This window comes from Tessaracoccus coleopterorum, from assembly GCF_011174705.1.
In the GTDB taxonomy this organism is placed as follows: domain Bacteria; phylum Actinomycetota; class Actinomycetes; order Propionibacteriales; family Propionibacteriaceae; genus Arachnia; species Arachnia coleopterorum.
In genome coordinates, this window is the sequence record NZ_JAANIJ010000001.1 from 3428424 (window position 1) to 3450755 (window position 22332).

Annotated in this window: 17 protein-coding genes and 5 pseudogenes; 13 read left to right on the plus strand and 9 right to left on the minus strand. The window is 65.2% G+C overall.

Annotation, left to right across the window (positions count from 1 at the left end; all coding sequences use genetic code 11):
- Positions 1 to 346 precede the first annotated feature (346 nt).
- From G7085_RS28585 to G7085_RS28595, 3 genes and pseudogenes are all read left to right on the plus strand, one after another.
- A pseudogene (locus tag G7085_RS28585) lies at positions 347 to 1238 on the plus strand (DEAD/DEAH box helicase); the annotation flags it as partial.
- Positions 1239 to 1387: 149 nt separating this feature from the next.
- Complete coding sequence (locus G7085_RS28590; RefSeq protein ID WP_331715880.1) at positions 1388 to 4459, plus strand: helicase-related protein; 3072 nt, start codon at positions 1388 to 1390, stop codon at positions 4457 to 4459.
- 86 nt (positions 4460 to 4545) lie between these two features.
- Complete coding sequence (locus tag G7085_RS28595; protein ID WP_231979797.1) at positions 4546 to 4794, plus strand: hypothetical protein; 249 nt, start codon at positions 4546 to 4548, stop codon at positions 4792 to 4794.
- On the opposite strand, the gene G7085_RS28600 is transcribed toward G7085_RS28595, so the two are convergent.
- Positions 4776 to 5042: a hypothetical protein gene (locus G7085_RS28600; protein ID WP_231979798.1), complete on the minus strand. Its 267-nt coding sequence runs from the start codon at positions 5040 to 5042 to the stop codon at positions 4776 to 4778. The genes G7085_RS28595 and G7085_RS28600 overlap by 19 nt on opposite strands.
- 33 nt (positions 5043 to 5075) lie before the next feature.
- Between G7085_RS28600 and G7085_RS36025 the strand changes: the two genes are divergently transcribed.
- The 3 genes from G7085_RS36025 (at position 5076) to G7085_RS21940 (ending at position 9214) form a co-directional block, all read left to right on the plus strand.
- Positions 5076 to 6275: a hypothetical protein gene (locus tag G7085_RS36025; protein ID WP_408647240.1), complete on the plus strand. Its 1200-nt coding sequence runs from the start codon at positions 5076 to 5078 to the stop codon at positions 6273 to 6275.
- Between the two features lie 788 nt (positions 6276 to 7063).
- Complete coding sequence (locus G7085_RS28610) at positions 7064 to 7855, plus strand: hypothetical protein (RefSeq protein ID WP_231979800.1); 792 nt, start codon at positions 7064 to 7066, stop codon at positions 7853 to 7855.
- Between the two features lie 516 nt (positions 7856 to 8371).
- Positions 8372 to 9214 carry a hypothetical protein gene (locus G7085_RS21940; RefSeq protein WP_197512570.1) on the plus strand — a complete coding sequence of 281 codons (843 nt, stop codon included), beginning with the start codon at positions 8372 to 8374 and terminating at the stop codon, positions 9212 to 9214.
- Here the strand turns inward: G7085_RS21940 and G7085_RS21945 are convergent.
- A complete protein-coding gene (locus G7085_RS21945) occupies positions 9211 to 9408 on the minus strand; it encodes a hypothetical protein (protein WP_197512571.1) in 198 nt (65 codons plus the stop codon). The two genes, G7085_RS21940 and G7085_RS21945, sit on opposite strands and share 4 nt — an antisense overlap.
- Before the next feature lie 476 nt (positions 9409 to 9884).
- Between G7085_RS21945 and G7085_RS36030 the strand changes: the two genes are divergently transcribed.
- A complete protein-coding gene (locus G7085_RS36030; protein WP_197512572.1) occupies positions 9885 to 10283 on the plus strand; it encodes an integrase core domain-containing protein in 399 nt (132 codons plus the stop codon).
- A gap of 363 nt (positions 10284 to 10646) precedes the next feature.
- On the opposite strand, the gene G7085_RS21955 is transcribed toward G7085_RS36030, so the two are convergent.
- The 3 genes and pseudogenes from G7085_RS21955 to G7085_RS36035 form a co-directional block, all read right to left on the minus strand.
- Complete coding sequence (locus tag G7085_RS21955; RefSeq protein ID WP_197512574.1) at positions 10647 to 11051, minus strand: hypothetical protein; 405 nt, start codon at positions 11049 to 11051, stop codon at positions 10647 to 10649.
- Positions 11048 to 11707, minus strand: coding sequence for a hypothetical protein (locus G7085_RS21960; RefSeq protein ID WP_197512576.1), 660 nt, complete (start codon positions 11705 to 11707; stop codon positions 11048 to 11050). Before G7085_RS21960 ends, G7085_RS21955 begins: the two co-directional genes overlap by 4 nt.
- A gap of 127 nt (positions 11708 to 11834) precedes the next feature.
- Positions 11835 to 12239 (minus strand): annotated as a pseudogene (locus tag G7085_RS36035) (hypothetical protein); the annotation flags it as partial.
- Positions 12240 to 12342: 103 nt separating this feature from the next.
- Between G7085_RS36035 and G7085_RS21965 the strand changes: the two are divergent.
- On the plus strand, positions 12343 to 13662 hold the full coding sequence (locus tag G7085_RS21965; protein ID WP_197512578.1) for an ISL3 family transposase: 1320 nt from the start codon (positions 12343 to 12345) through the stop codon (positions 13660 to 13662).
- Here G7085_RS21965 and G7085_RS21970 read toward each other — a convergent pair.
- The gene (locus G7085_RS21970; RefSeq protein ID WP_197512579.1) at positions 13645 to 14973 is read right to left on the minus strand and encodes a DEAD/DEAH box helicase; all 1329 of its coding nucleotides are present in this window, start codon (positions 14971 to 14973) and stop codon (positions 13645 to 13647) included. The two genes, G7085_RS21965 and G7085_RS21970, sit on opposite strands and share 18 nt — an antisense overlap.
- A gap of 76 nt (positions 14974 to 15049) precedes the next feature.
- The gene (locus G7085_RS21975) at positions 15050 to 15988 is read right to left on the minus strand and encodes a hypothetical protein (protein WP_197512580.1); all 939 of its coding nucleotides are present in this window, start codon (positions 15986 to 15988) and stop codon (positions 15050 to 15052) included.
- Positions 15989 to 16465: 477 nt separating this feature from the next.
- On the opposite strand from G7085_RS21975, the gene G7085_RS21980 reads away from it, so the two are divergent.
- From G7085_RS21980 to G7085_RS21990, 3 genes are all read left to right on the plus strand, one after another.
- Positions 16466 to 17386, plus strand: coding sequence for a restriction endonuclease (locus G7085_RS21980; RefSeq protein ID WP_197512581.1), 921 nt, complete (start codon positions 16466 to 16468; stop codon positions 17384 to 17386).
- Positions 17387 to 17447: 61 nt separating this feature from the next.
- Positions 17448 to 18242 carry a PD-(D/E)XK nuclease family protein gene (locus G7085_RS21985; RefSeq protein ID WP_331715881.1) on the plus strand — a complete coding sequence of 265 codons (795 nt, stop codon included), beginning with the start codon at positions 17448 to 17450 and terminating at the stop codon, positions 18240 to 18242.
- A gap of 384 nt (positions 18243 to 18626) precedes the next feature.
- Positions 18627 to 18845, plus strand: coding sequence for a hypothetical protein (locus tag G7085_RS21990; RefSeq protein WP_197512583.1), 219 nt, complete (start codon positions 18627 to 18629; stop codon positions 18843 to 18845).
- Between the two features lie 23 nt (positions 18846 to 18868).
- Here G7085_RS21990 and G7085_RS21995 read toward each other — a convergent pair whose 3' ends face one another.
- Complete coding sequence (locus G7085_RS21995; RefSeq protein WP_197512584.1) at positions 18869 to 19600, minus strand: hypothetical protein; 732 nt, start codon at positions 19598 to 19600, stop codon at positions 18869 to 18871.
- A 343-nt stretch (positions 19601 to 19943) separates the two neighbouring features.
- On the opposite strand from G7085_RS21995, the pseudogene G7085_RS22000 reads away from it, so the two are divergent.
- Positions 19944 to 21261 (plus strand): annotated as a pseudogene (locus G7085_RS22000) (ISL3 family transposase).
- Positions 21262 to 21273: 12 nt separating this feature from the next.
- Positions 21274 to 21795 (plus strand): annotated as a pseudogene (locus tag G7085_RS22005) (DEAD/DEAH box helicase); the annotation flags it as partial.
- Here the strand turns inward: G7085_RS22005 and G7085_RS36040 are convergent.
- Positions 21787 to 22163 (minus strand): annotated as a pseudogene (locus tag G7085_RS36040) (CueP family metal-binding protein). The pseudogenes G7085_RS22005 and G7085_RS36040 sit on opposite strands and share 9 nt — an antisense overlap.
- Positions 22164 to 22332: the final 169 nt, after the last annotated feature.

The following is a 22332-nucleotide window of genomic DNA, read 5'->3' on the forward strand; positions in this document are numbered from 1 at the left end:
CAAGGTGATGCTGGGAGTGTTCGGCTGCGCGCCGGCGTTCGACACCTACTTCAAGAAGGGCTTCGGCGTCTCCACGCTCGGCCGCGGAACGCTGGAACAGGTCGGCGAGTTCTACAGAGCCAACAGTCACCTGATCGACGATCTGCGGGCACCCACTCTCGATTTCGCCACAGGTAACCCACGACCGTGCTCTACACGCGGGCGAAGATCGTCGACATGGTCTTCTTCATCGAGGGCGGGTATCCGGGGTAGCTGCGACAAGGAGCCCTGGGCCTCGGTCCGGTTGAGCCCTACTCCGCATGCCGTGGTCCAGCGTGGCGCGTGGGGCGCTAGGCTCCTTGCCACGATGAGTAGTACGAACACCTTCGCGCCCGGCAACGTCGTCGTGGTGCGGGACGAGGAATGGCTGGTCACCTCGATCGACGAGTCGGCCGACGGGCCGGTCCTGAACGCCCAGGGGCTGTCGGACCTGGTGCGCGGCCAGGACGCCGTCTTCTACCCTCGCTGGACCGGATCAAGCTCAACGACCCCCGCGACACTCAAGTCCGCGCCGACGACTCACCCAAGTACCGCCGCTCCCGCCTCTGGGTGGAGTCCACGCTCCGCAAGACCGCCGTCCCCTCAGCGACGACTCGCTCACCGTCTCGCCCCGCATGCTCGCCCGCCAGCTCGGCTACCAGCACAAGGCCGTGGCCAAGGCCCTCGACCCCGCGACGCTGCGGCCCCGCATCCTGCTCGCCGACGCCGTCGGCCTCGGCAAGACCCTCGAGATCGGCATGATCCTCTCCGAGCTCATCCGCCGTGGCCGCGGCGAGCGGATCCTCGTCGTCACCCCGCGACACGTGCTGGAGCAGATGCAGCACGAGATGTGGAGCCGCTTCGCCATCCCGTTCGTCCGCCTCGACTCCCAGGGCGTGGCCCGCGTCAAGCAGAAGCTGCCCGCCAACCGCAACCCGTTCTCCTACTTCCGCCGCGTCATCATCTCCATCGACACGCTGAAGCAGGAGCGCTTCGTCCACGACCTCCGCCGCCACCACTGGGACGCCGTCGTCATCGACGAGTCGCACAACGTCACCAACACTGCCACCCTCAACAACCGGCTGGCCAGCATCCTCGCGCCGCAGGCCGACGCCCTCATCCTCGCCTCCGCGACCCCGCACAACGGCTCGCGCGAGTCGTTCGCGGAGCTGGTGCGCCTCCTCGACCCCACCGCGGTCAAGGCCGACGGCGACCTCGACGCCAAGCGCGTCGAGCAGCTCACCATCCGACGACACCGTCACAGCGCCGAGGTGGCCGAGGAGGTGGGCGCCGACTGGGCCGAGCGCCTGGAACCCGACAACCGCCTCATCGACGCCTCCCGCAGGAGGACGCCGTCGTCGACGAACTGGTGGACACCTGGCTCCGCCCGACGACCACCTCGCCCTACTCCGGCGCCAACGGCTCGCTGTTCCCGTGGACGCTGGCGAAGGCCTTCCTCTCCTCGCCCGCCGCCCTCCGCGACACCCTGCACAACCGCATCGAGCGCCTCGACCACACGCCCGCCGCCCACCGCGAGGCAGTGGCCCTGCGCCGCCTGGCCGTCCTCAACGACGCCACCATGGCCGCCTCCTCGAAGTACCAGGCCCTCGTCGCCTACCTGCGCGACGAAGTCCGCGTGGGCAAGACCTCACCCATGCGCGCCGTCGTCTTCTCCGAGCGCGTCGCCACCCTGCACTGGCTCCAAACCAACCTCCAGAAGGACCTCGGGCTCGAAGAAGACCAGATCGACGTCCTCCACGGCGGCCTGGCCGACGACCAGCAGCAGGCCATCGTCGAGAGCTTCAAGCAGACCAGCTCGCCCATCCGCGTGCTCGTCACCGGCGACGTGGCCTCCGAGGGCGTCAACCTCCACAAGCAGTGCCACCACCTCATCCACTACGACATCCCGTGGAGCCTCATCCGCATCGAGCAGCGCAACGGCCGCATCGACCGCTACGGCCAGAAGCAGCCCCCGCAGATCACCACCCTCCTGCTCAGCACCGCCAACGAGCGCTTTTCCGGCGACATCCGCGTGCTCACCGCCCTCGTCGCCCGCGAGCACGAGGCCCACCGCGCCCTGGGCGACGCCGCCAGCCTCATGGGCCGCTACAGCGTCACCGCCGAGGAGGAGGCCATCCGCCAGGTGCTCGCCGGCTCCAAGAGCTTCGACGACGTCGTGGCCAGCCCCGAGGACATCGCCACCAGCGTCGACGACTGGCTGGCCCAGTACCTCGACGACGACGCCGACGATCTGCCCGAGCCCGCCGTCGTCGGCGACCACCTCCTCTACGCCAAGCCGGTGGACTTCCTCCGCGACGCCCTCCACGAGTACTACCCCTCACCCGAGGACAGGCCGCTCCCGCGGGACCTCGGCGGCGTCGCGTGGCGCGAACACCACGCCGAGCACATCGTCGAGTTCGTCCCGCCCGCCGACCTCCGGCAGCGCTTCGAGGTGCTCCCGCAGAGCTACCTCGCCGACCGCAACGTCCTCGAGCGCCTCCAGCTCGTCACCGAGCCCAACGCCGCGAGCACCATCCTCGACGCGGCCCTCACCGACACCAGCGCCTCCTCCTGGCCGGAGGCCCACTACCTCGGCCCCCTCCACCCGGTGCTCGACTGGGCCGCCGACCGCGCCCTGTCCCGGCTGGCCCGCGGCGAGATCTTCGCCGTCCGCGGCGACGTCGACGTGCCCACCGTCCTGCTCAACGGCACCCTCATCAACCGCCGCGGCCAGGTGGTGGCCTCCTCGTGGCTGTCCGCCCAGTTCCACGGCACCACGCCCTTCGTTGAGGTCCACGCGACGGCGGGGGAGATGCTCGCCGACGCCGGCGTCATCGGCGAGCGCAGCAATCCCGGCCCCGTCCAGCTCCCGGACATGGACCTCGTCCGGCCCGCCGTCGAGCGCGCCGAGGACACCCTGCGCTTCCAGTTCCAGGCCGCCGCGGACGCCGCGAAGGCACGGGTCGACGAGTGGGTGGCCCGCGCGGAGGAGTGGCAGTCCGAGGCCGAGGCGCTCATCCAGCGCGACCAGGTGCGCCGCCGCCGCGCGCTCGTCGACGCGCAGGAGCGGCTGAGCCGCGACATGACCCCCGACCGCCAGCTGGTGCGCCCCTGCTGGTGGTCCTCCCCGCCGACACCCCGGAGGAACCTAAACCCTGCGTGTCTACCAATCCCACCAGTTCGGTCGCCGACACATCGGAGGTCACGCATGGCTGACAGCGACGCCCTTCTCGTCGTCGAGGACTGGATCAGCGAGCACTTCTTCACCACCGACGCCCGCAAGGAGTCGTACCTGGCCCGCGCGCTGGACCGGGTCAAGCAGTGGCGCGACGCCGAGCACCCCACCACCAAGTCGCGGTTCACCGCCGAGCGCTCGAAGCTGGCCACCGCGATGGCCGCCCTCTACGCCGACGACGACCCGGACCCAGACGCCGCCGCGGCCCTCCACTCCGACCTCCGACGCATCCTCGGCTACGAGCCCGGCCCCTACGAGACCACCGTCAACGGCCCCGTCCGGCTGCTCCGCTCACCCGGCCTCGAACCCACCCTCGCCATCGTGGAGGCCAAGCCAGCCGCCACGCTCGACGAGCTGTTCGCCCGCCACGCCGACACCCTCGCCGAGCCGTACGTCCTCGACGACGAGGACCCGATCACCTCGGCCACCAAGCTCGTCTCCACCCTGTTCCTCGACCACGAGGAGACGAAGTTCGCGCTCATCATGGCCGGCCGCTGGCTGGTGGTGGCCGAGGCCTCCCGCTGGCCCGAGGGCCGCTACCTGGCCGTCGACCTCCACACCGTCGCCGAGCGCGGCGACACCAAGCAGGGCGGCGAGATCGACCGGGCGCTGGTGGCGCTCGACGCCGAGTCGCTGGCACCCGACGCCGACGGCAACATCTGGTGGGACGCGACGCTGGAGGCGTCCGTCGCCCACACCGTCGGCGTCTCCGCGGACCTGCGCGAGGGCGTGCGGGAGTCCATCGAGCTCATCGCCAACGAGGTGGTGGACCGACGGCGCGCCCAGGGCCTCGACCCGCTGCCGCAGAGCCAGGCGCAGCCGCTGGCGCTGCAGTCGCTGCGGTTCCTTTACCGGGTCCTGTTCCTCCTCTACGCCGAGGCGTCGCCGGAGCTGAAGATTCTCCCGTCGGGGACCCGGACTACGCCCGCGGTTACTCGCTGGACCGGCTCCGGGAGCTGGTGCAGGTGGAGCTCGCCTCCCCGCGCGCCCGCTCCGGCACGCACCTGTACGAGTCGCTGGCACTGCTCTTCCGCCTCGTCGACCGCGGCCACACCGTCGACGTCGAGGCCGACCGCCTTGTCGAACGAGGTCTCGAGTTCCAACCCCTCCGCGCAGACCTCTTCTCTTCCCAGGCCACAGCACTCATCGACGAAGTCGGCCTCGGCAACCACGCCCTGCAGGAGGTCCTTCGCCGACTGCTGCTGAGCAAGGAGCGCTCTGGCAAGGAGCGCGGTTTCATCAGCTACGTCGAACTCGGCATCAACCAACTGGGCGCCGTCTACGAGGGCCTCATGAGCTACACCGGCTCCTTCGCCGACGTCGACCTCTACGAGGTGGCCCGCGACGGCAACCCGGAGAAGGGATCCTGGGTGGTCCCAGTTGACCGCGCCGACCACTTGGCCGACAAGGACTTCGTCCTCGACACCGACCCCGTCACCGGCCAGAAGAGTCGCCGCCGCTACACCCGCGGCCAGTTCGTCTTCCGGCTCTCCGGCCGCCAGCGGCAGCGCTCCGCCTCCTACTACACCCCGAGGTGCTGACGAAGTTCACCGTCTCCGAGGCGCTCGCTGAGCTGCTGGACCAGGACGGCCACACCACCACCGCCGAGGAGATCCTGGGCCTCAGCGTGTGCGAGCCCGCGCTTGGCTCGGGAGCGTTCGCCATCGAGGCCGTCCGACAGTTGGCCGAGCAGTACCTCAAGCGTCGGCAGGAGGAGCTGGGGGAGCGGATCGACCCCGACATCTACCCGGCCGAGCTGCAGAAGGTGAAGGCCTACCTGGCCCTGCACAACGTCTACGGCGTGGACCTCAACGCCACCGCCGTGGAGTTCGCCGAGATCACGCTGTGGCTGGACACCATGGCCGAGGGGCTGCAGGCCCGTGGTTCGGGCTGCGGCTGCGACGCGGCAATTCGCTCGTGGGGCCTCGCGCTCCTTCTACACGCGCGATCAGGTCAACGACAAGCGTTGGCTCACCACCCCGCCTACTGCGGAGCCGCTCACCGACATCGCCGCCCGCATCGAGCAGGACCGCCCCGAGCTCAGCGGCTCCGGCGGCCGCATCCACCACTGGCTGCTGCCTGCCGCAGGCTGGGGAGCGACGTCCGAATCCAAGGAAGCCAAGGAGCTCGTCCCCGACCGCGTGGCCAAGGTCAAGGCCTGGCGGAAGGCGATCAAGGGCAAGCCGACGAAGAAGCAACTCGACCAGCTGGTGGCGATCTCCCACCAGGCCGAGGAGTTGTGGGCGATGGCCTACCGCCGCCTCAAGGTCGCCGAGGAGCAGTCAGCCCGCAGGATTCCGTTGTGGGGATGCCCGCTGATCTGGCGGACGGACAGACCCCATCCTCCGTCACTCGTGAACAGATCGAAGAATCCCTCGCTGACGACGATGGCGCCTACCGCCGACTCCGCCGCATGATGGACGCCTGGACCGCGCTCTGGTTCTGGCCGCTGACCGGCGACGAGGTGGCCCCACCTACGCTCGACCAATGGATCGACGCCGCCCAGGGCATCCTCGGCACCCAGAAACTGTCCTCCCGCGGAGCTAAGCAGGGGATGGGCACGCTGTCCCCAGCCGACCAGTGGGAAGCGATGGCTGACCAAGAGAACTTCGAGCTGGCCGGTGCCGGAGCCAGACGAGTCAAGGACGTGCTAGTCGAGCACCCATGGCTCCGTGTATGCGAGGAAGTGGCACGTGAACAGGGCTTCTTCCACTGGCACCTAGACTTCGCTCCAGTCTTCGGCCGGGGTGGTTTCGCGCTTCAGCTTGGGAACCCACCATGGGTTCGACCGCGTACCGATACCGAAGCCCTGCTGGCGGAGACTGATCCGTGGTGGCAGTTGGCGAATAAGCCCTCCGAGGTCCTCAAGAACTCTCGACGCCCGATGACACTTCTCTTGCCTGGGCCATGCGAGGCGTCATCGAAGGCGACGGGGAGGTCGTCGCGCTGGCCGAGTTCCTTTCGGCTGCGGAGAACTTTCCCGTCCTTGGTGGGCAGCCGGACCTATACCGCTGCTTCCTGAGCCGAACGTGGGACCACGCAGATCCTCGAGGGATTGTCGGGATGGTGCATTGGGACACCCACTTCTCTGATGACCGAGCGAGAATGCTTCGCTCTGAGTGCTATCGGAGAATGAGACGGCACTGGGAATTTGTCAATGAAAGGGCGATTTTTCCCGAGATTCAGAATCAAAAGCACTTCAGCGTTGCGATCTACGCCCGAAAGGGAGAAGTCGATTTCATTCATGCTTCGGGGCTATATCGACCGCAGACCGCCAGTGCGAGCCTGCGACATGATGGCAACGGAGAGCAACCTGGTATCAAACACCAAGGTGTATGGGACGAGAGGCCACATGCCTCACGTATCCAGAGGGTGTCTACCCGTACGCTCCAAGAGTGGCAAGGAATTTTGGGCGATACGAGCTCTGATCCCTCCACGGTCTTCATGGTGCACGAAATCAACGCGTCGACACGTGGTGTACTCCGGACGCTGTCAACTGCCCCACGGCTGGCCCAGTTTGACTTGGATTGGTCCCGGGGATGGGACCAATCGATCGATCGAAAACGCGGGCGGTTCATCCAGCGGTGGGGTGGAGCAGGAACCTGGGATGAGGTCATCCTCCAAGGTGGACACCTACATGTTGGAAACCCCTTTGCCGGACAGCCCAACGAGACCCTCCGCAACCAGCGCGACTGGTCCCAGGTGGATTTGGAGGTTCTCGATCCTTCTTCGGTTCCTGTAACTGAATTCAAGCCCGCCGGCGACCCGACAGAATATGCGGCTAGGTACGGGAAGTGGAATCGAGGTGCCGTGCGCGATAGCTACCGGGTCGCGTGGCGGGCGATGGCAGACGGCTCTGGGGTTCGAACTCTCTTCCCTGCCATCATCCCGCCAGGTGCGACGCATGTTCATGGGGTCAACTCCGCCAGTCCTGCCGTGGAGCGGTTTCTGCCGATCGTTGCAGGTGCCATGTCATCGATCCTCAACGATCTTGCTATCCGCATTTCTCAGAAGAGTGCCCTGACGATCGACAGCGTCAGACGACTTTACGCGCCGGACCCTTATCACCCGCTCGTCCCAAGATTGATCTTGCGCGTACTTCGACTCACTTGCCTGACAGATGCATACGCGGCGCTCTGGGAGGATGCGTGGGATGAGGGGTTCATCAACGACGAGTGGTTGTTGGGCAAGACTCATCCTGGCGCGCCAGTTCTCGGCGATGTAGGGCCGCACTGGACAGCATCCACTCCACTGCGCCGAGACCTCGACCGCCGCAACGCCTTGGTTGAGATCGACGCCCTCATGGCCACGATGCTAGGCGTCACGGCCGACGAGCTCAGCACGATCTACCGTACTCAGTTTCCGGTTCTGTACGGCTACGACCAGAACGACTACATCTACGACGCCAACGGCCGCCTCGTCCCGACCCAGGTCCGCCAGCTGTGGCGCAAGAAGGGCGACAAGCTCACTGTGCAGGAGCGCACCGCCACCCACCCTGCCGGGACGATCTACGCCTACGAGCTCCCGTTCGCCCCCGAGACCGCGAGGCCGACTTCCGCCTTGCGATGTCGCGGCTCACCGGCAAGGCTGATTGACGGATGACCAAGTGGCACTGCCCGTTCTGTGGTGGTTTCGGGAAGCCGACGGACGAGCATGTATGGGCGAAATGGCTGCGCAAAACGCAAGGGGCCAAGAAGCTACTTCGGGATCATAACGGTCAACGGATGCCCTTGGAATGGTCCTCTATGCAAATCAACGAGGAGGGACGCTACCAGTCATCCTCTGAGCGCCAACGTGACTGGGCCACCCTCTTACCCCACGTCACTGTCAAAGTGTGCAAGGACTGCAACAACGGCTGGATGAGCGAACTAGAGCGAAGGGCCCAGAGCATCATTGGCCCCTGGTGCTGGAGGGGCGAGGAATCTGGCTCGGTGCTGAGGAGCAGATGGCGCTAGCCCAGTGGGCAATCAAGGTGTTCATGGCCTACGCATTGACTCTCGGTCCCCTGGACAATCCATTCCCCGAGTCGGCCTACGGGACCTCATCGAAGGTCGGCTGCCGCCGGGCTGCCGGATCTGGCTTGCGCACTTCGACTCGCGGTTTGCTCACGTTGGTCTGGTGATCAAGGCCACCGCACTGCTCAACAGCTTCGACCCAATCCGTGACCAGAACAACGCGGCACTCGGGTACTTGGCGGCGGGAGGTCTCGTGTTCCTGCTTGTGTTGGTACCTGAAGCCCTCGAAGAGTTGGGCGCGGCGCTGTCGCCGCCCATGGCAGCGGAAAATGGGACCGCCTTCCCCATCTCTCAGCCGACTGGTCTGATCGCACTGACCGACCCAGCCTTGGACGAGGACGATATGGCGCTGGTCATGTCGTGGCTTGAGTCCATGCGCTTGGTGAGGATGCCGGCCGCCGAAGGGTTGACCCCTGCTGATCTCGAGCTATTCCAAGGGCTATTTGAGGGAGGGGCTGATCCCGCGGCGATCCGAACGCTCGTGCCAGAGGGGCCGAACCCAGCTTTTCTCGAGCAAGCGGCGAATCACGAGCAGGACGCGATGGCTGAGGCCGGCCGTTACCGAGAGGCGGGAGACCTGATAGGAGCTGGTCTGATGCTGACTCATCAAGGAAGACAGCACTTTCAGAATGGTGACTTCGAGGGGCGAGCCGACTGCTCATTGCCGCCATCGAGTCGCCTGGCTCCGGCCTCGATCGCGACGCGGAGGCCGCCTATCGAGTTGGCCAGTGCTTCTGGAGCCTGCACGATGCACGTGCAGAGAGTTGGTACCAACGGGCAATTGAACTTGGACTCGATCTTCCGGGGCCACGGTTCGGAATCGTTGATACGCGGGCGAGAAACGGCGACTACGTCGGTGCTCTCGAGATGCTCTGGTCCATCGAACCTGACGATCTTGAACAGCAAGCAGTCCTGTGCCTGGCTATCCCCGCGTTCGATTTCCTAGTTCATGAGCTGGGTGTTGGACGTCAGCGTACCGCTGTCATCGAGCACCTCATCTCCGATAAAACGCTCGCCGACGAAGAGCTGGTCGACCTGGTTCAAAGGTTCGGCGCCCGCAACAGGGAGATGTGGCGTCGCCTCATAGGTAACGATGAACGAGTCAGCTTCCACTTCGCTCGAGCTTGGTTCGGTGACCATCCGGTCTCCTGGGTGGCATCAGTCATAGTGCTCGCTGACGCGGAGCCGGAAGCAGTCGTTGCAGCCGCGCTCAGGCTGGGTCTCCAGCGCATAGTGGAACTCCCGTCGCTATTGCCCTCGATGCTGGACGCTTTCCACGCCACAGGGATGGGCGCCCACCCCGGTGTCCGGATCGTCGAGCGAGTTGCTCGTACGCACTCCATAGCGCCCTCGGAGTGAGGACGGTCCTCGGCCCGGCGGCCGAAGTACGAACGAGCGCCGGACCGACCGTGCTCACGCCTTGCGAGGCGCAGGTCGGGGCGGAGTGGTGGAGGATCCGGAGATGCCGTTGTGTTCTGACTCCCTGGCTGCCCTACGGCCATTGTCGTCGCGCATCTGGGCTTGTCCAGTGAGCGTTGCGGCCAGTCCCAAGCTCCGGGACACTCAGATTGATTTGGCGTGACGGGAGAGCGCGCCCACGCGGCAGAATCGGACGTTTGCCGTCGGCCACCAGCTGTTCACCGGGCGCGGGCCTGCCAACCTCGGACACCTGGTGCTCCGGTTCGCAACGCCATGCCCGAGTCCGTGATCGGGCTCTACAAGACCGATTACGTCCGCCCGACGGGCCGTTCCGCCCCGTCGACCACCTCCAGATGGCGACGCTGTCCTGGGTGCACTGGGTCAACGAGCACCGCCTGCACTCGGCACTGAACTACCGAACCCCATCGACTACGAAACCGAGTACTACGATCGGCTCAACACCTCCCCACGGCACCCGCTGTCGGGAGAACTCGCCCTCCACTGAAGCCGGGGCGGTCCAGAGGGCGAGTTGGCGCGCATGCATGAATCCGGACGCGCTCGGACCAAGCACACAACGGCGCACTCGACCGTGCTGAAGGAGACCGACACGGGCTCCTCGGCCTGTATGGCATCGACTCCACAGCCTCTCTGGAGCTGGTGGAGTCGCCCGTTCTCCGCCTTGATGGGAATCGTCTCCCAACGGCTGACGAACGTTGCTCTGACTTGAGTTATGGACCCCGTGGCAGAAGTGGTCTCGAACAATCGGCTCAGAGTGATCGCCCTCGGCGCGGCGGATCCGGATGTCCGGCGGCACGACCGCTATCCCTGAGGTGCGAAGCGGCGGCCTCAGCCCATCGCACCCGACGCCGCTGTCCGGTCGCTTCCGAAACACCAAAGCTTCATCTTCCAGCGAGTGTCGGCGGATCGAGGCTCAGCCGTGGCCAACTGGCTGCCCCGAGTCACGCCTCCCGAGACACGGAGAGGCCGAGATCGCGCGCGGTTCTCTCGTAGACGAACTGGCCTAGGTCGTCGCGCCACCTGTTCGGGTCGCGCTGCACCAACGCACGGGCGACATCGCGTTCCGCCAGCAGGCCGTTGCGTGGATCCACCATGGCAGGATCATCGCCAAGGAGGTTCGCAGCCCTACGGTGCCTCAGCCCGCCGACCATGAGGTTACGAGCCGATAGGGTGTGGACCCCATAGCGGATGAAGTCGGGCAACATCGTAACCGCCGGGGCCAGGCCCGGATCTGAATCGGCCAGCAGCTTGCCCAGAACAACGACCGCTTGCTCGACGAGGGTGCTGAACGCGTAAGAAACGGCGCCAGTGTGGATACGCAGCAGACGGTCGACGTCGCTCTTCATCTCCACGGACATCTGGGCGAACGTCTGTCCAGCCAGCCACCGTCGCAACTGTTCGAGAAGGTCTCCGGGTCGGGTAGCTGAGTGGTTGGGATGAGTTCCTTATCTGGGTAGGCGTCACGGAGCGCATTGCCGAAGTCGGGCTGACGCCACGCCCAAGCAAGCAACACCGAGAGAAGCTCGACGTCGTCGGGGTCCTCCACGGTTCCCCAACGGTCGAAAGCTGGCGCAAGTGAATCCGCGATGGAGTCAATTACGCGCGCCTTGACCCCAGTGCCCGACGCCCAGCTCGCTCGGCCGCTGGTCCGCAGCCCGCTGAGCCGTTCGGCGCGCAACGTGAACACGGTCTCCAATGCGGAGCGCTCGTCTTCATCTGACCGCTGCCATCCGTAGGTGCTCGAGGCCAGCGATGCTGCGACGCTACGGAACTCCTCATCGCCCATGTCCTCGCGTAGCAATTCGATGAGGGTGGCATCGATACCGTCGACCAACGGGTAGAGCCAGGAGGTTGCCTCCAGAGCAACGTTGTCTAGGTTGCGATTGTTCAAGGCGAGCACTTGGACCAGGTGCTCGATGTTCTTCAGAAGCGCGCCCTCGACAGGCTCGCCAATTGCACCTTCGGCAACGTGGTCGATGATGTCCCACTGGTTGTCGTTCACGCAGATGACGAGGCCTTAGTAGCGCTGCCGGGGCGTCCTGCTCGGCCCACGAGGTTGCGGATCTCGCGAGCCAGCATCGGCACGATGGTCCCTCGGCAGTCGAGATCTGAGTCGTGTAGACGACCAGCGTCCGGATCGGCAGGTTCACCCCTTCGGCAAGCGTGCTCGTGCACAGCACCATCCGGACATTACCCGCAGCCAAGATTTCCTCGAAGACATCGCGCGTCTCCTGAGGAATATCTCCGTGGTGAACCACAGCGCCCGCAGCTAGAGCAGTCGTTCCTACCCATGAGTTGCCATACTCGACCGCCAGGTACGCGCCAATATCGGCGAGCAGGTCCTCGCCGGTGACGAACTCAGCGGGCTTCGGCAGTGATAGCGAAACCGCGAGTTGGTCGGCGAGTTCCTCAGCGAGTGAGATGACGCCTTGGGTTCCCCGCTTGGTCCGGGTGAACACCGCAACAGTGCCCAAGGGCAACGCCTTCCGGGCCGCCGCGATGGCGTGCGTCTTGTAGGAGTCAAAGTGGCTCATCACAGATGAGGGTGTAGGGGGCTGTTCGGCGCGTCGGGCCGGGTAGGGGTCGAGGTCTCCCGATGATGGAAGTTCTCACACTGCCCATCTGGAAGACCTCGACGTGTCTGATGCTACCCCTGTGGCGGGGTTCGCCTGCCCTGACCTGACCTCGTTCTGTCGGCTCGACGAGCTCGGCTTGGAGGTCACCGGCCAACTGCTGGAGCCTGGCCGCGCGGTCCTCGCCTGCCGGGTGGTGGAGCCGGATCAGTGGTGCCGACGTTGCGGCTGCGAGGGCCTCGCGCGTGACACCGTGACGCGGCCGTTGGCCCACGAGCCGTTCGGCTGGCGGCCGACGACGTTGCTGGTCACGATCCGCCGCTACCGCTGCACCGGCTGCGGGCATGTGTGGCGACAAGACACCAGCCTCGCCGCGGAGCCGCGGGCGAAGCTGTCACGCCGCGGGCTGCGGTGGGCGTTGGAGGGCCTGGTAGTTCAGCACCTCACCGTCGCCCGCGTCGCCGAGGGGCTGGGGGTGTCGTGGAACACCGCCAACACGGCGGTCCTGGCTGAAGGCAAGCGGGTCCTGATCGATGACCCGACCAGGTTCGACGGCGTGAAGGCCATCGGCGTGGATGAGCATGTGTGGCGCCACACCCGCCGCGGTAACAAGTACGTCACCGTGATCATCGACCTGACCGGCATCCGCGACCGGACAGGGCCTGCCAGGCTGCTCGACATGGTCGAAGGGCGCTCCAAGCAGGCGTTCAAGCAGTGGCTGTCCGAACGCGACCAGGCATGGCGCGACAGAGTTGAGGTCGTCGCGATGGACGGGTTCACCGGGTTCAAGACCGCCACCACCGAAGAGTTGCCCGACGCGACCGCCGTCATGGATCCCTTCCACGTCGTCCGCCTCGCCGGCGACGCCCTCGACCGATGCCGGAGACGCGTCCAACAGGCCATCCACGGACATCGAGGACGCACCAGTGACCCGCTCTACTCGGCGCGCCGCACCCTGCACACCGGCGCCGACCTCCTCACCGACCGGCAGAAGGACCGGCTCACTGCCCTGTTCGCGGGCGATGATCATGTCGAGGTCGAAGCCACCTGGGGTATCTACCAACGGATGATCGCCGCCTACCGTGAACCCGACCGGACCAGAGGCCGGGCCCTGATGACCAGCCTGATCGCCTCGGTCAGCCACGGCGTCCCCGCCGCGTTGAGCGAGGTGATCACACTCGGCCGAACACTGAAGAAGCGAGCAGACGATGTGCTGGCCTACTTCGACCGGCCCGGCACCTCGAACGGTCCGACCGAGGCCCTCAACGGCCGCCTCGAACACCTCCGCGGATCGGCACTCGGCTTCCGGAACCTCACCAACTACATCGCCAGATCACTGCTCGAGACCGGCGGATTCAGACCCCGACTACACCCTGGATTGTGATGAGCCGTCAAAGTTATAGGTGCGGTGTCGCTTCGTTGTCTCGTTGAAGTATTCGAAGTCGCTGACGGAGATGAAGTCGGGGATGCTGCGGGTCGGTAAGTTCGTCCCTGACGGTGCGCGTATTTCGAGAGCCATACGCATGTTGCGACCAGTGCCTTTGTTGCGACGCAGCACCGAGTACTCGGCTCCGGCCGGACGGAACTCCGATCGCACCACTGTCTCCTCAGAACCGCCCAGCCAGGCGTTTATCTCCTCAATATTGGGGACGACAGCAGAAACGAACACCGTCCGAGGCGCGCTTGGTGTTCGTGCACGGAACCTTGCCAGAAGAAGCTCCAGCCCAACACCTCGTCCCTCCGCGTCGAGCAAGTGTCCCTCGTCGCACACCAAGAGCGAGATGCGTTCAGCGAACCCCGGCGCACTGCCGAGCAGACCCGCCATCGCCTCCGGCGTCGCGATTACGGCGCGAATGGTGTCAAGGTCTTGCGTCTCTTCAGGGGTAGGGACCGTGCCGCCGTACACAGTCCTGGTCCCAAGCCCCATCTGTGTCAGCCGCCTACCCATGGTCGTACGCAGTTCGCGGGCCAGCGAGCGGTAGGGAACGAGAAGTGCCGCGACATCATCCGGCCGGCCGACCAGATGGTCGTAGATGAGGGTCTCGGTGAGCGCCGTCTTTCCAGCCCCCGTCGGCATCTGCATCGAGTACGTGCGATCCGTACCCAGCAAGCCCGCTTCGATGGCTTCGATCTGAGAGGGGAAGAAGTCCCACACTGGAGGCCGGCGCTCCAGCAACGACTTCACCAAGGGTGTCCACCTCTCCGAGTCGCCGTCGGGCAAGACAGCTCGGATGTTGCTGTCATGGAACCGGTCGAGGAGAGCAGCCAGCAGGCGCGCTGAGACCCACTCGTCAGGTCCCAACTGCAGGGCAAGCGCAGCGGTGCGTTTGGCGGTGGCCAGCACGGCGCTGATCTCGTCGGAGTTGCCGTCTGCCAGCGCATCCAGCAATGCGGCGACTTGAGGAGACTGAATCGGCTGGCGGCGAGCAAGCAGGTCGTAGCACGCACGAAATGCGTCGAAATCCCAGAGTCCCGGCTGCGCACGATTCATCGTCAGGTAGGCGGAAGCGGACATCCCGCCCAAGTAGTAGGCAGACGCAGAGTAGAAGAACGCGTCTGCCTGAGTCCGCCCCCTCCACTGCGACGCGACCAGGGCGAGCCCGTTCCCGACGGAAGCCCAGTCGCGTTGGTCGGAGACCTCGGACGTCCGTAACAGATCGAACAACTCGCTCACCAGTGATGCGTACAGATCCAAGAGACGCCCCTCCTGGTACTGCAAGTCTGGCAAGGGGGTAAGCGCAAACGCAGCGACGCTCTGTCGTGTGTCAGCGTCAGCGATCCAGCGGCTCAACCGCGCCCTCAAGGCGACACCCGGGAGCCGGCGTGGCGGTTGTCACTGATTGTCCGGGTACAGAGTCGGGCGTCCCGCCGGGTTGGTCGGCGCAGGCCACAATCGCATCAAACAGTTCGGTGTAGCGCTTCTTGAGTTCAGGGACCGAGATCACGATGAGAGCGCACTCTCCGTGCGTGGGCGCAGTGCCCTTGGCAATCTCGTCACGAACGAAATCGGAGTCGATTACCGCGACCGCGCAGAACTCCCAGGACGCTTGAGGATGATCAATCGCCTGGAGGAAACGGTCAAGTTGAGCAATCTCGACAAGATCGGAGCCATCCGTGAGCGCCTTATCCTTGAGCCATTCCAAAGTATTCACAAGTCGCCCGCCGCGATCCGTAGCCGACCCAGCGCCCGCCGCCTCGATCGGATCAAAGGACCCTTTTGTTGCCTTAGTCTTGACCTCGGCGCAGAGGATACGATCGTCAGCCGACGAGTCAGGCCACCTCGGAAGCATCATCTGCACCACGTCGGACCCCGGTGCGGCCTTCCTGCGGTCCGCCTTGTATCTCCATCGAGCAGGATCGATCACCAAGGCAGGGCGCGAGCGGATCGCCAGGTAGAACGCGGTGAGGATCTCGCCGAAGTCACCGGACATCACCGAACCAGGATCGGGGATCTTGGCAGCAGTGATCACAGAGCTCGCGACATTGCCCGCTTGCGCTCGCTCGACAAGTTTGTCGTCCGAGATGTAGCAGCGGCGGGCGGGAACCCCAAGGAGGTGGCTCCACTTCTGGCTTTCCTTGGCGTCCGCGCGGACAACAAGGAAGGGCGTGTCGCTCACATCGACGAAGGATGCGGCGAAGGCGTCGAGGTCGAGTCCTAGAATGATGGCGCTCCTCGCCACGACAACGTCGTGCGCATAGATGGCAGGCAACCCGCATTATTTCACCCTTCCCTCGCCTCTGCATGCAGCGAGCCCACAGGGTGCCGACGTCGGCGTCGCCGCACGCCCTTCGGGCATCTGCGGACATCCACTCATCGGAAGTTTGCGGACATTCTCGACACGGCATGAGCGTGATCCCGCACGGCCCATCCTTGTCATCCCGCGAGGACACACCCATGAGCAGGGAGCCGCCACCGCAACAGGAAGGCCCATCCCGACTCTCGACGAATTTCCGCCCGGGCGTCCCGATCTACACTGCCGAGCGCATACGCCATTGGGCAAAGCCCAGCTCGACACCTCGTCCGTCCTGCAGAAGCGACCAGCTTTGTCCGACGGCCACCGTGGTGCGGACCATATGGGACGTCTCGACGGCCAGGAAATGCATTCACGGGCCGGCCACTAACCCACCGCACTCTATACGGGACTGCTAGCTATGGTGGGGACAGGGTGATTCAAGGAGGAAGCTCAATGGATGAACCACAGGAGTCGCAGGTCCCACCGTGGCCACGGCTGACCGCACCGTGCCTGAGAGCGCTTAGTGATGGGTCGGTGAAACAGCGGCGGGCCGTCCGATCCGAAGCCGTTCAGTTGGCTGACCTCCCTCCCGGAGCGGAAGAGGAAAGACTCAATTCCGGTGGCACGCGCCTGCACCAACGCCTCAACTGGGCCATCACCCACCTGAACAAGGCTGGCCTGATCGAGCAGATGGGCAGGGCGCAGTACCGCATCACCGACAAGGGGCGCCAGTGGCTTACCGCGCACCCCAACGGGATGGACTACTCCGAGGCGAACCTCTACTTCAGCCCGTACTGGCCCGAGAAGACAGCCCGTCCAGTCCCGAAAGCAATCGAGACGGCGCAACCCTCCGCCATCGAGGACCCGGATGAGGTCATGGACGCCGCCCAGGCAAGCAACCGTGCCGCCGTCGGAGAATCGCTGCTGGAACAGTTGCGGGCCTCGGATCCCAGTTTCTTCGAGCAGGCGGTGGTCGATCTGCTCCTGAAGATGGGGTACGGCGGCGCCGAGAAGCGCGGCACGGCTATCGGGAAGAGCGGGGACGGGGGCGTCGATGGGGTCATCGACGAGGACGTGCTGGGCTTGGACCGCATCTACATTCAGGCCAAGCGTCATGCCGATGGAAACAACATCCCCGCAGATCGCATCCAGGCATTCGTGGGTGCATTGCATGGACGGGCAGCGACCAAAGGTGTGTTCATCACCACGAGCAAGTTCACGCCGGCGGCTTTGACCTATGCAGAGAACTTGCCCACCCAGGTGCGCCTGATTGATGGTGAACGGCTGGTGGCGTTGATGATGAAGTACGAAGTCGGGGTGCAGACGAAGACGACCTACACGACGGTGGAAGTCGATCAGGACTACTTCGAGTGAACAGGTAGAACTCATGGTTGGAGACGGGCTTGAGGAGTGACTTTCTAACGGGTTTGCTCCCGTGCTTGGGGCGTCGTCGGAGCTCGGCTTCAACGTCTTCGACGTCATGCACCACGGTCTCCATGAGAAGCAGATCTCCAACGTCTTCCGGTGGCTACTCGACTCCGGAGGGACCCACCGCATGGGTGACACGTTCACCCGCATCTTCATGGACGAGGTCAACCGTGCCAAACCATCTGAGGATCCGTTCCCTCTCGATGGTTACTGGGTTCGGCAGGAGGTGAACACCTCGGATCCGACCGACCCCGAGGACATCGCCGATTTGGTGTTGGAGAGCCGGACCTCTGTGGTGGTGATCGAGAACTTCGTCACCTCCGACGGGCACGGACACGACTACGACCGCTACTTGGCCTACAGCCAGCGAAAGGGTGGGCGAGGCGTTGTGGTGCTGCTGTGCAGGGACGAGGACCGCTCGCTCCAGACGAACGGCTGGCAACATGCTTGCGTCGTCACCTACGCCACCCTGATCACCCGCCTGCGGGAGGAATTGGCCAGCGACGGTAGGTGGGGACGAGACAATCCAGAGGCGTACACGTTCATCGAGCAGTTGTACCGCAAGTTCGTAAGGGGGAGAGGGCCCGTGCAGGATGGGAAGTGCTGGATTTCGTGGTGGCGATGTGCCAGACGGGCGAGGCGCGCAGGTACCAGATATCGAGCAAGGCTGTCGCAGCCGAGCAGTTCGCCAGCGACGTCGCCGAGCAGGCTCGCGAACGCTTTGGCGAGGGGCGAGAGCTGCTGCAGCGAGTCAGGACGAAAGTCAGGAATTTCGGCGCTGACGTACTCGCACCCCAGCTGAACGCGACCCTCGGGAGGGAACAATCACCAAGGTCGGTGCAGCCTTTCGAGGGATCTACCAGTGGACCGTCAACTTCGATCTGGGTTCGGAAAGCGGAGAGTTCGGTGAGCCTCCCCTTCAGATCAAGTTTGGACCGTCGGCGTGGTTCGCCATCGAAGAGGACCCTAACTGGCAGCACACAGTCGACCCGGACGTCGCGGACTACTCGCGTTTGTTCCTCACGAGGTCAGCGCAGCGTGAGATCCGGCAGTCAAGCGTCACCTTGCAGGAGGTCCTCGACGGGCTAGAGCCTACGGATCGCCGACTTCACGATGAGATCCTGCAGCTGATCAGACCTCCGGCTACTGCGCCTGAGGGTGGCGCATTTTCATGATGCGTCTGAACATGGCTGTCTCTCGGGAAGTCCGCGCGGAACTCGAGCGTCAGGAGTTGAAGCCGAAGGCCCTCACCTTCTGGCTGGGCGTGGGAGACGCCAAGGCGCGGTCGCTCTGCGCCGGCAAGTCGGTGTGGACACTGGCTGATTTGGAGTCGGTCTCCGATGGGCTCGGCGTCGATCTCCCGGAGATGCTTGCTCGATGTGCCGCTCGGCTGCAACCACAGTAGAGGGGGCGCATCCGACAGGTTCGTCAGCGGTACTGGCGTTGCTGAGCTGAAACGATGGCCGCGACCATGTCCGAGGGCAACTCCACTACTTCGATGGTCACTCCCAGATCCGAAATTGCCGCCGCTTGCCAGGATGATCCTTGTAGATGCCGGACGGCAGCCGCGTCGCTGACGCAAAGCACAAGCCGTTCAGGAGGAGGATCAATGGAGCGGGCCACCCAATGGAGCTTCACCGCATCGGTCACGAGTTTGCTCTTCTGAGCGACTTTGGCGGGCCCCTGATGTGCCCAGCACTCGACGAGGACGGTGAGGTCCTCGTCAGCGCCGTCCAGCTCAACCCGCGGCCCGGACGGGTGTACGAAGCGTCGAGGGCGGAGGGTGACTCCGAACCTCTCCGAGAGGCGATCCAGCATGATTCTCTCGGCGGCTCGCTGCTCATGTGACGACCCTGCTGGTGGCGTGGCGGAGGAGGCTGTTCGATCTAGTTGCTGTGGGGCGTCCACCGGTGTGCTGACTCCGTAGACCATCGCGGTGTCGTTGGTTTGATCGAGTATCTCGTTCACGATCTTGCCGGCTGGCCCGATGGCTCTGCGCACCAAGCCCTCGGCTGCGAGCTGTCGGCAAATGGCGTTGACGGCTTGGCGCGGCTTGACGCCCGTTCTCTGGGACAACTCATCGTCGTCCAGTGGAGTACTGGAGGTCTCGATCGCACGCAGAACCTTGTGACGATTACTCAGGACAAGGCCATGGTTCACGGGTTTCTCCTTCGGGCGACCCCTGAGGCGAATCCACTCCTGTCATTGACGTGTCTCGATCTCAAATCCGAGTCGCTGCAATTGCGTTGCTGCCGCAGGGTCGAGACCCATATCGACGAGGTTACAGACATGTCCGCGAAATCCTCCCCATTCGCAGAGGATCCGTCACGCCGATCTTCGATAGGTTGGTGCCATTGAGGGAACTCAACGTCCGATGCAGGAGGAAGATTAGTGGCTCATCACAGATGAGGGTGTAGGGGGCTGTTCGGCGCGTCGGGCCGGGTAGGGGTCGAGGTCTCCCGATGATGGAAGTTCTCACACTGCCCATCTGGAAGACCTCGACGTGTCTGATGCTACCCCTGTGGCGGGGTTCGCCTGCCCTGACCTGACCTCGTTCTGTCGGCTCGACGAGCTCGGCTTGGAGGTCACCGGCCAACTGCTGGAGCCTGGCCGCGCGGTCCTCGCCTGCCGGGTGGTGGAGCCGGATCAGTGGTGCCGACGTTGCGGCTGCGAGGGCCTCGCGCGTGACACCGTGACGCGGCCGTTGGCCCACGAGCCGTTCGGCTGGCGGCCGACGACGTTGCTGGTCACGATCCGCCGCTACCGCTGCACCGGCTGCGGGCATGTGTGGCGACAAGACACCAGCCTCGCCGCGGAGCCGCGGGCGAAGCTGTCACGCCGCGGGCTGCGGTGGGCGTTGGAGGGCCTGGTAGTTCAGCACCTCACCGTCGCCCGCGTCGCCGAGGGGCTGGGGTGTCGTGGAACACCGCCAACACGGCGGTCCTGGCTGAAGGCAAGCGGGTCCTGATCGATGACCCGACCAGGTTCGACGGCGTGAAGGCCATCGGCGTGGATGAGCATGTGTGGCGCCACACCCGCCGCGGTAACAAGTACGTCACCGTGATCATCGACCTGACCGGCATCCGCGACCGGACAGGGCCTGCCAGGCTGCTCGACATGGTCGAAGGGCGCTCCAAGCAGGCGTTCAAGCAGTGGCTGTCCGAACGCGACCAGGCATGGCGCGACAGAGTTGAGGTCGTCGCGATGGACGGGTTCACCGGGTTCAAGACCGCCACCACCGAAGAGTTGCCCGACGCGACCGCCGTCATGGATCCCTTCCACGTCGTCCGCCTCGCCGGCGACGCCCTCGACCGATGCCGGAGACGCGTCCAACAGGCCATCCACGGACATCGAGGACGCACCAGTGACCCGCTCTACTCGGCGCGCCGCACCCTGCACACCGGCGCCGACCTCCTCACCGACCGGCAGAAGGACCGGCTCACTGCCCTGTTCGCGGGCGATGATCATGTCGAGGTCGAAGCCACCTGGGGTATCTACCAACGGATGATCGCCGCCTACCGTGAACCCGACCGGACCAGAGGCCGGGCCCTGATGACCAGCCTGATCGCCTCGGTCAGCCACGGCGTCCCGCCGCGTTGAGCGAGGTGATCACACTCGGCCGAACACTGAAGAAGCGAGCAGACGATGTGCTGGCCTACTTCGACCGGCCCGGCACCTCGAACGGTCCGACCGAGGCCCTCAACGGCCGCCTCGAACACCTCCGCGGATCGGCACTCGGCTTCCGGAACCTCACCAACTACATCGCCAGATCACTGCTCGAGACCGGCGGATTCAGACCCCGACTACACCCTGGATTGTGATGAGCCAGATTAGTGAGCGAGTTGCTGCCCGGCCTCCAGGCCATGCGGCTGCGCGCCGGTCTGATCGACTACCTCACCACTACCTTTGCTCTCGTCGACTCCGATGCGCAGGCCGCGCTTCGCGAGCTCCTGGAGGACGAGGCAGAGGGGATGTTCAAGGGCCCCTATCTCCGCACCGGGATGCCGTTCAGCGCAGCCCCACGCCGAGCAGTCTCTCCGTTGGACTGGATGCCGCCCGGCTTCGACCCCTACGCCCACCAGGCAGCAGCGTTCCGGCGGCTCTCCAGCCTGAACGGCCATCCTCGGCCCACGTTGGTCACCACTGGTACCGGCTCGGGGAAGACGGAGGCCTTCTTGCTACCCATCCTGGACCACTGCCTGCGTGCCCGTCGGCAGGGCGTCGCTGGCATGAAGGCGCTCATCCTCTACCCGATGAACGCGCTGGCCAACGACCAGGCGCAGCGCCTTGCCCGCCTGATCACCCGGTGCCCGCACCCCGAGGCGTCGCGGGTGCGGGCAGTTCCGTCAGGCCACCCGGAGCGTCGTCACGCAGGTCGGGTCGTCGTCGCTGGTGCCGAGGTTCACCTGGCCGGTGCGGCCGTCCTCGGTGGTGACGGACAGCGTGCCGGTGGTGCCGCGTGGCAGCCAGGTGCCGACGAACCCGTTGGCGCCGGTGCGGGTCTCGGCGGTGTGGACGACGGTGCCGTCCCGTCCGTGACGGTGAGGGTGACGGGCGTGTCGACGAGCTCGCCCTGGCAGGTGGTGAGCGAGTGGTAGAAGCACTCGTGGGTCGTCTCGGCGAAGGGTGCGACGGAGACGTAGAAGAGGTCGGCGGGCAGCGGCAGGGTGGCTTCGCCGGCGTCGGTCGTGAGGAGTAGGTGGTCGGTGCGGACGCTCGCCATGAGCTCGCTGGGGCGGTCGTCGCCGCCGAGGGTCTCGAGGTGGTCAACGAGCTCGCGGCCGTCGCGGCCGGTGAGGTCGAACGGTGCGAGCAGTGCTGCGGCGTCGATGGCGGCCGGTGCGGTCGACGGCGCGGTGGGGCGGCGTCGGGCCCGGGGGTGCAGGCGCTGA

What these genes read in the sequence shown, in the direction of transcription:
- G7085_RS21955 (WP_197512574.1), bottom strand. Translation starts at nt 11,051, where the DNA reads ATGAAGAGCGACGTCGACCGTCTGCTGCGTATCCACACTGGCGCCGTT.
- G7085_RS21980 (WP_197512581.1), top strand. Translation starts at nt 16,466, where the DNA reads ATGGATGAACCACAGGAGTCGCAGGTCCCACCGTGGCCACGGCTGACC.
- G7085_RS28595 (WP_231979797.1), top strand. Translation starts at nt 4,546, where the DNA reads ATGAGCTACACCGGCTCCTTCGCCGACGTCGACCTCTACGAGGTGGCC.
- G7085_RS21990 (WP_197512583.1), top strand. Translation starts at nt 18,627, where the DNA reads ATGGCTGTCTCTCGGGAAGTCCGCGCGGAACTCGAGCGTCAGGAGTTG.
- G7085_RS21945 (WP_197512571.1), bottom strand. Translation starts at nt 9,408, where the DNA reads ATGGTCACCGAACCAAGCTCGAGCGAAGTGGAAGCTGACTCGTTCATC.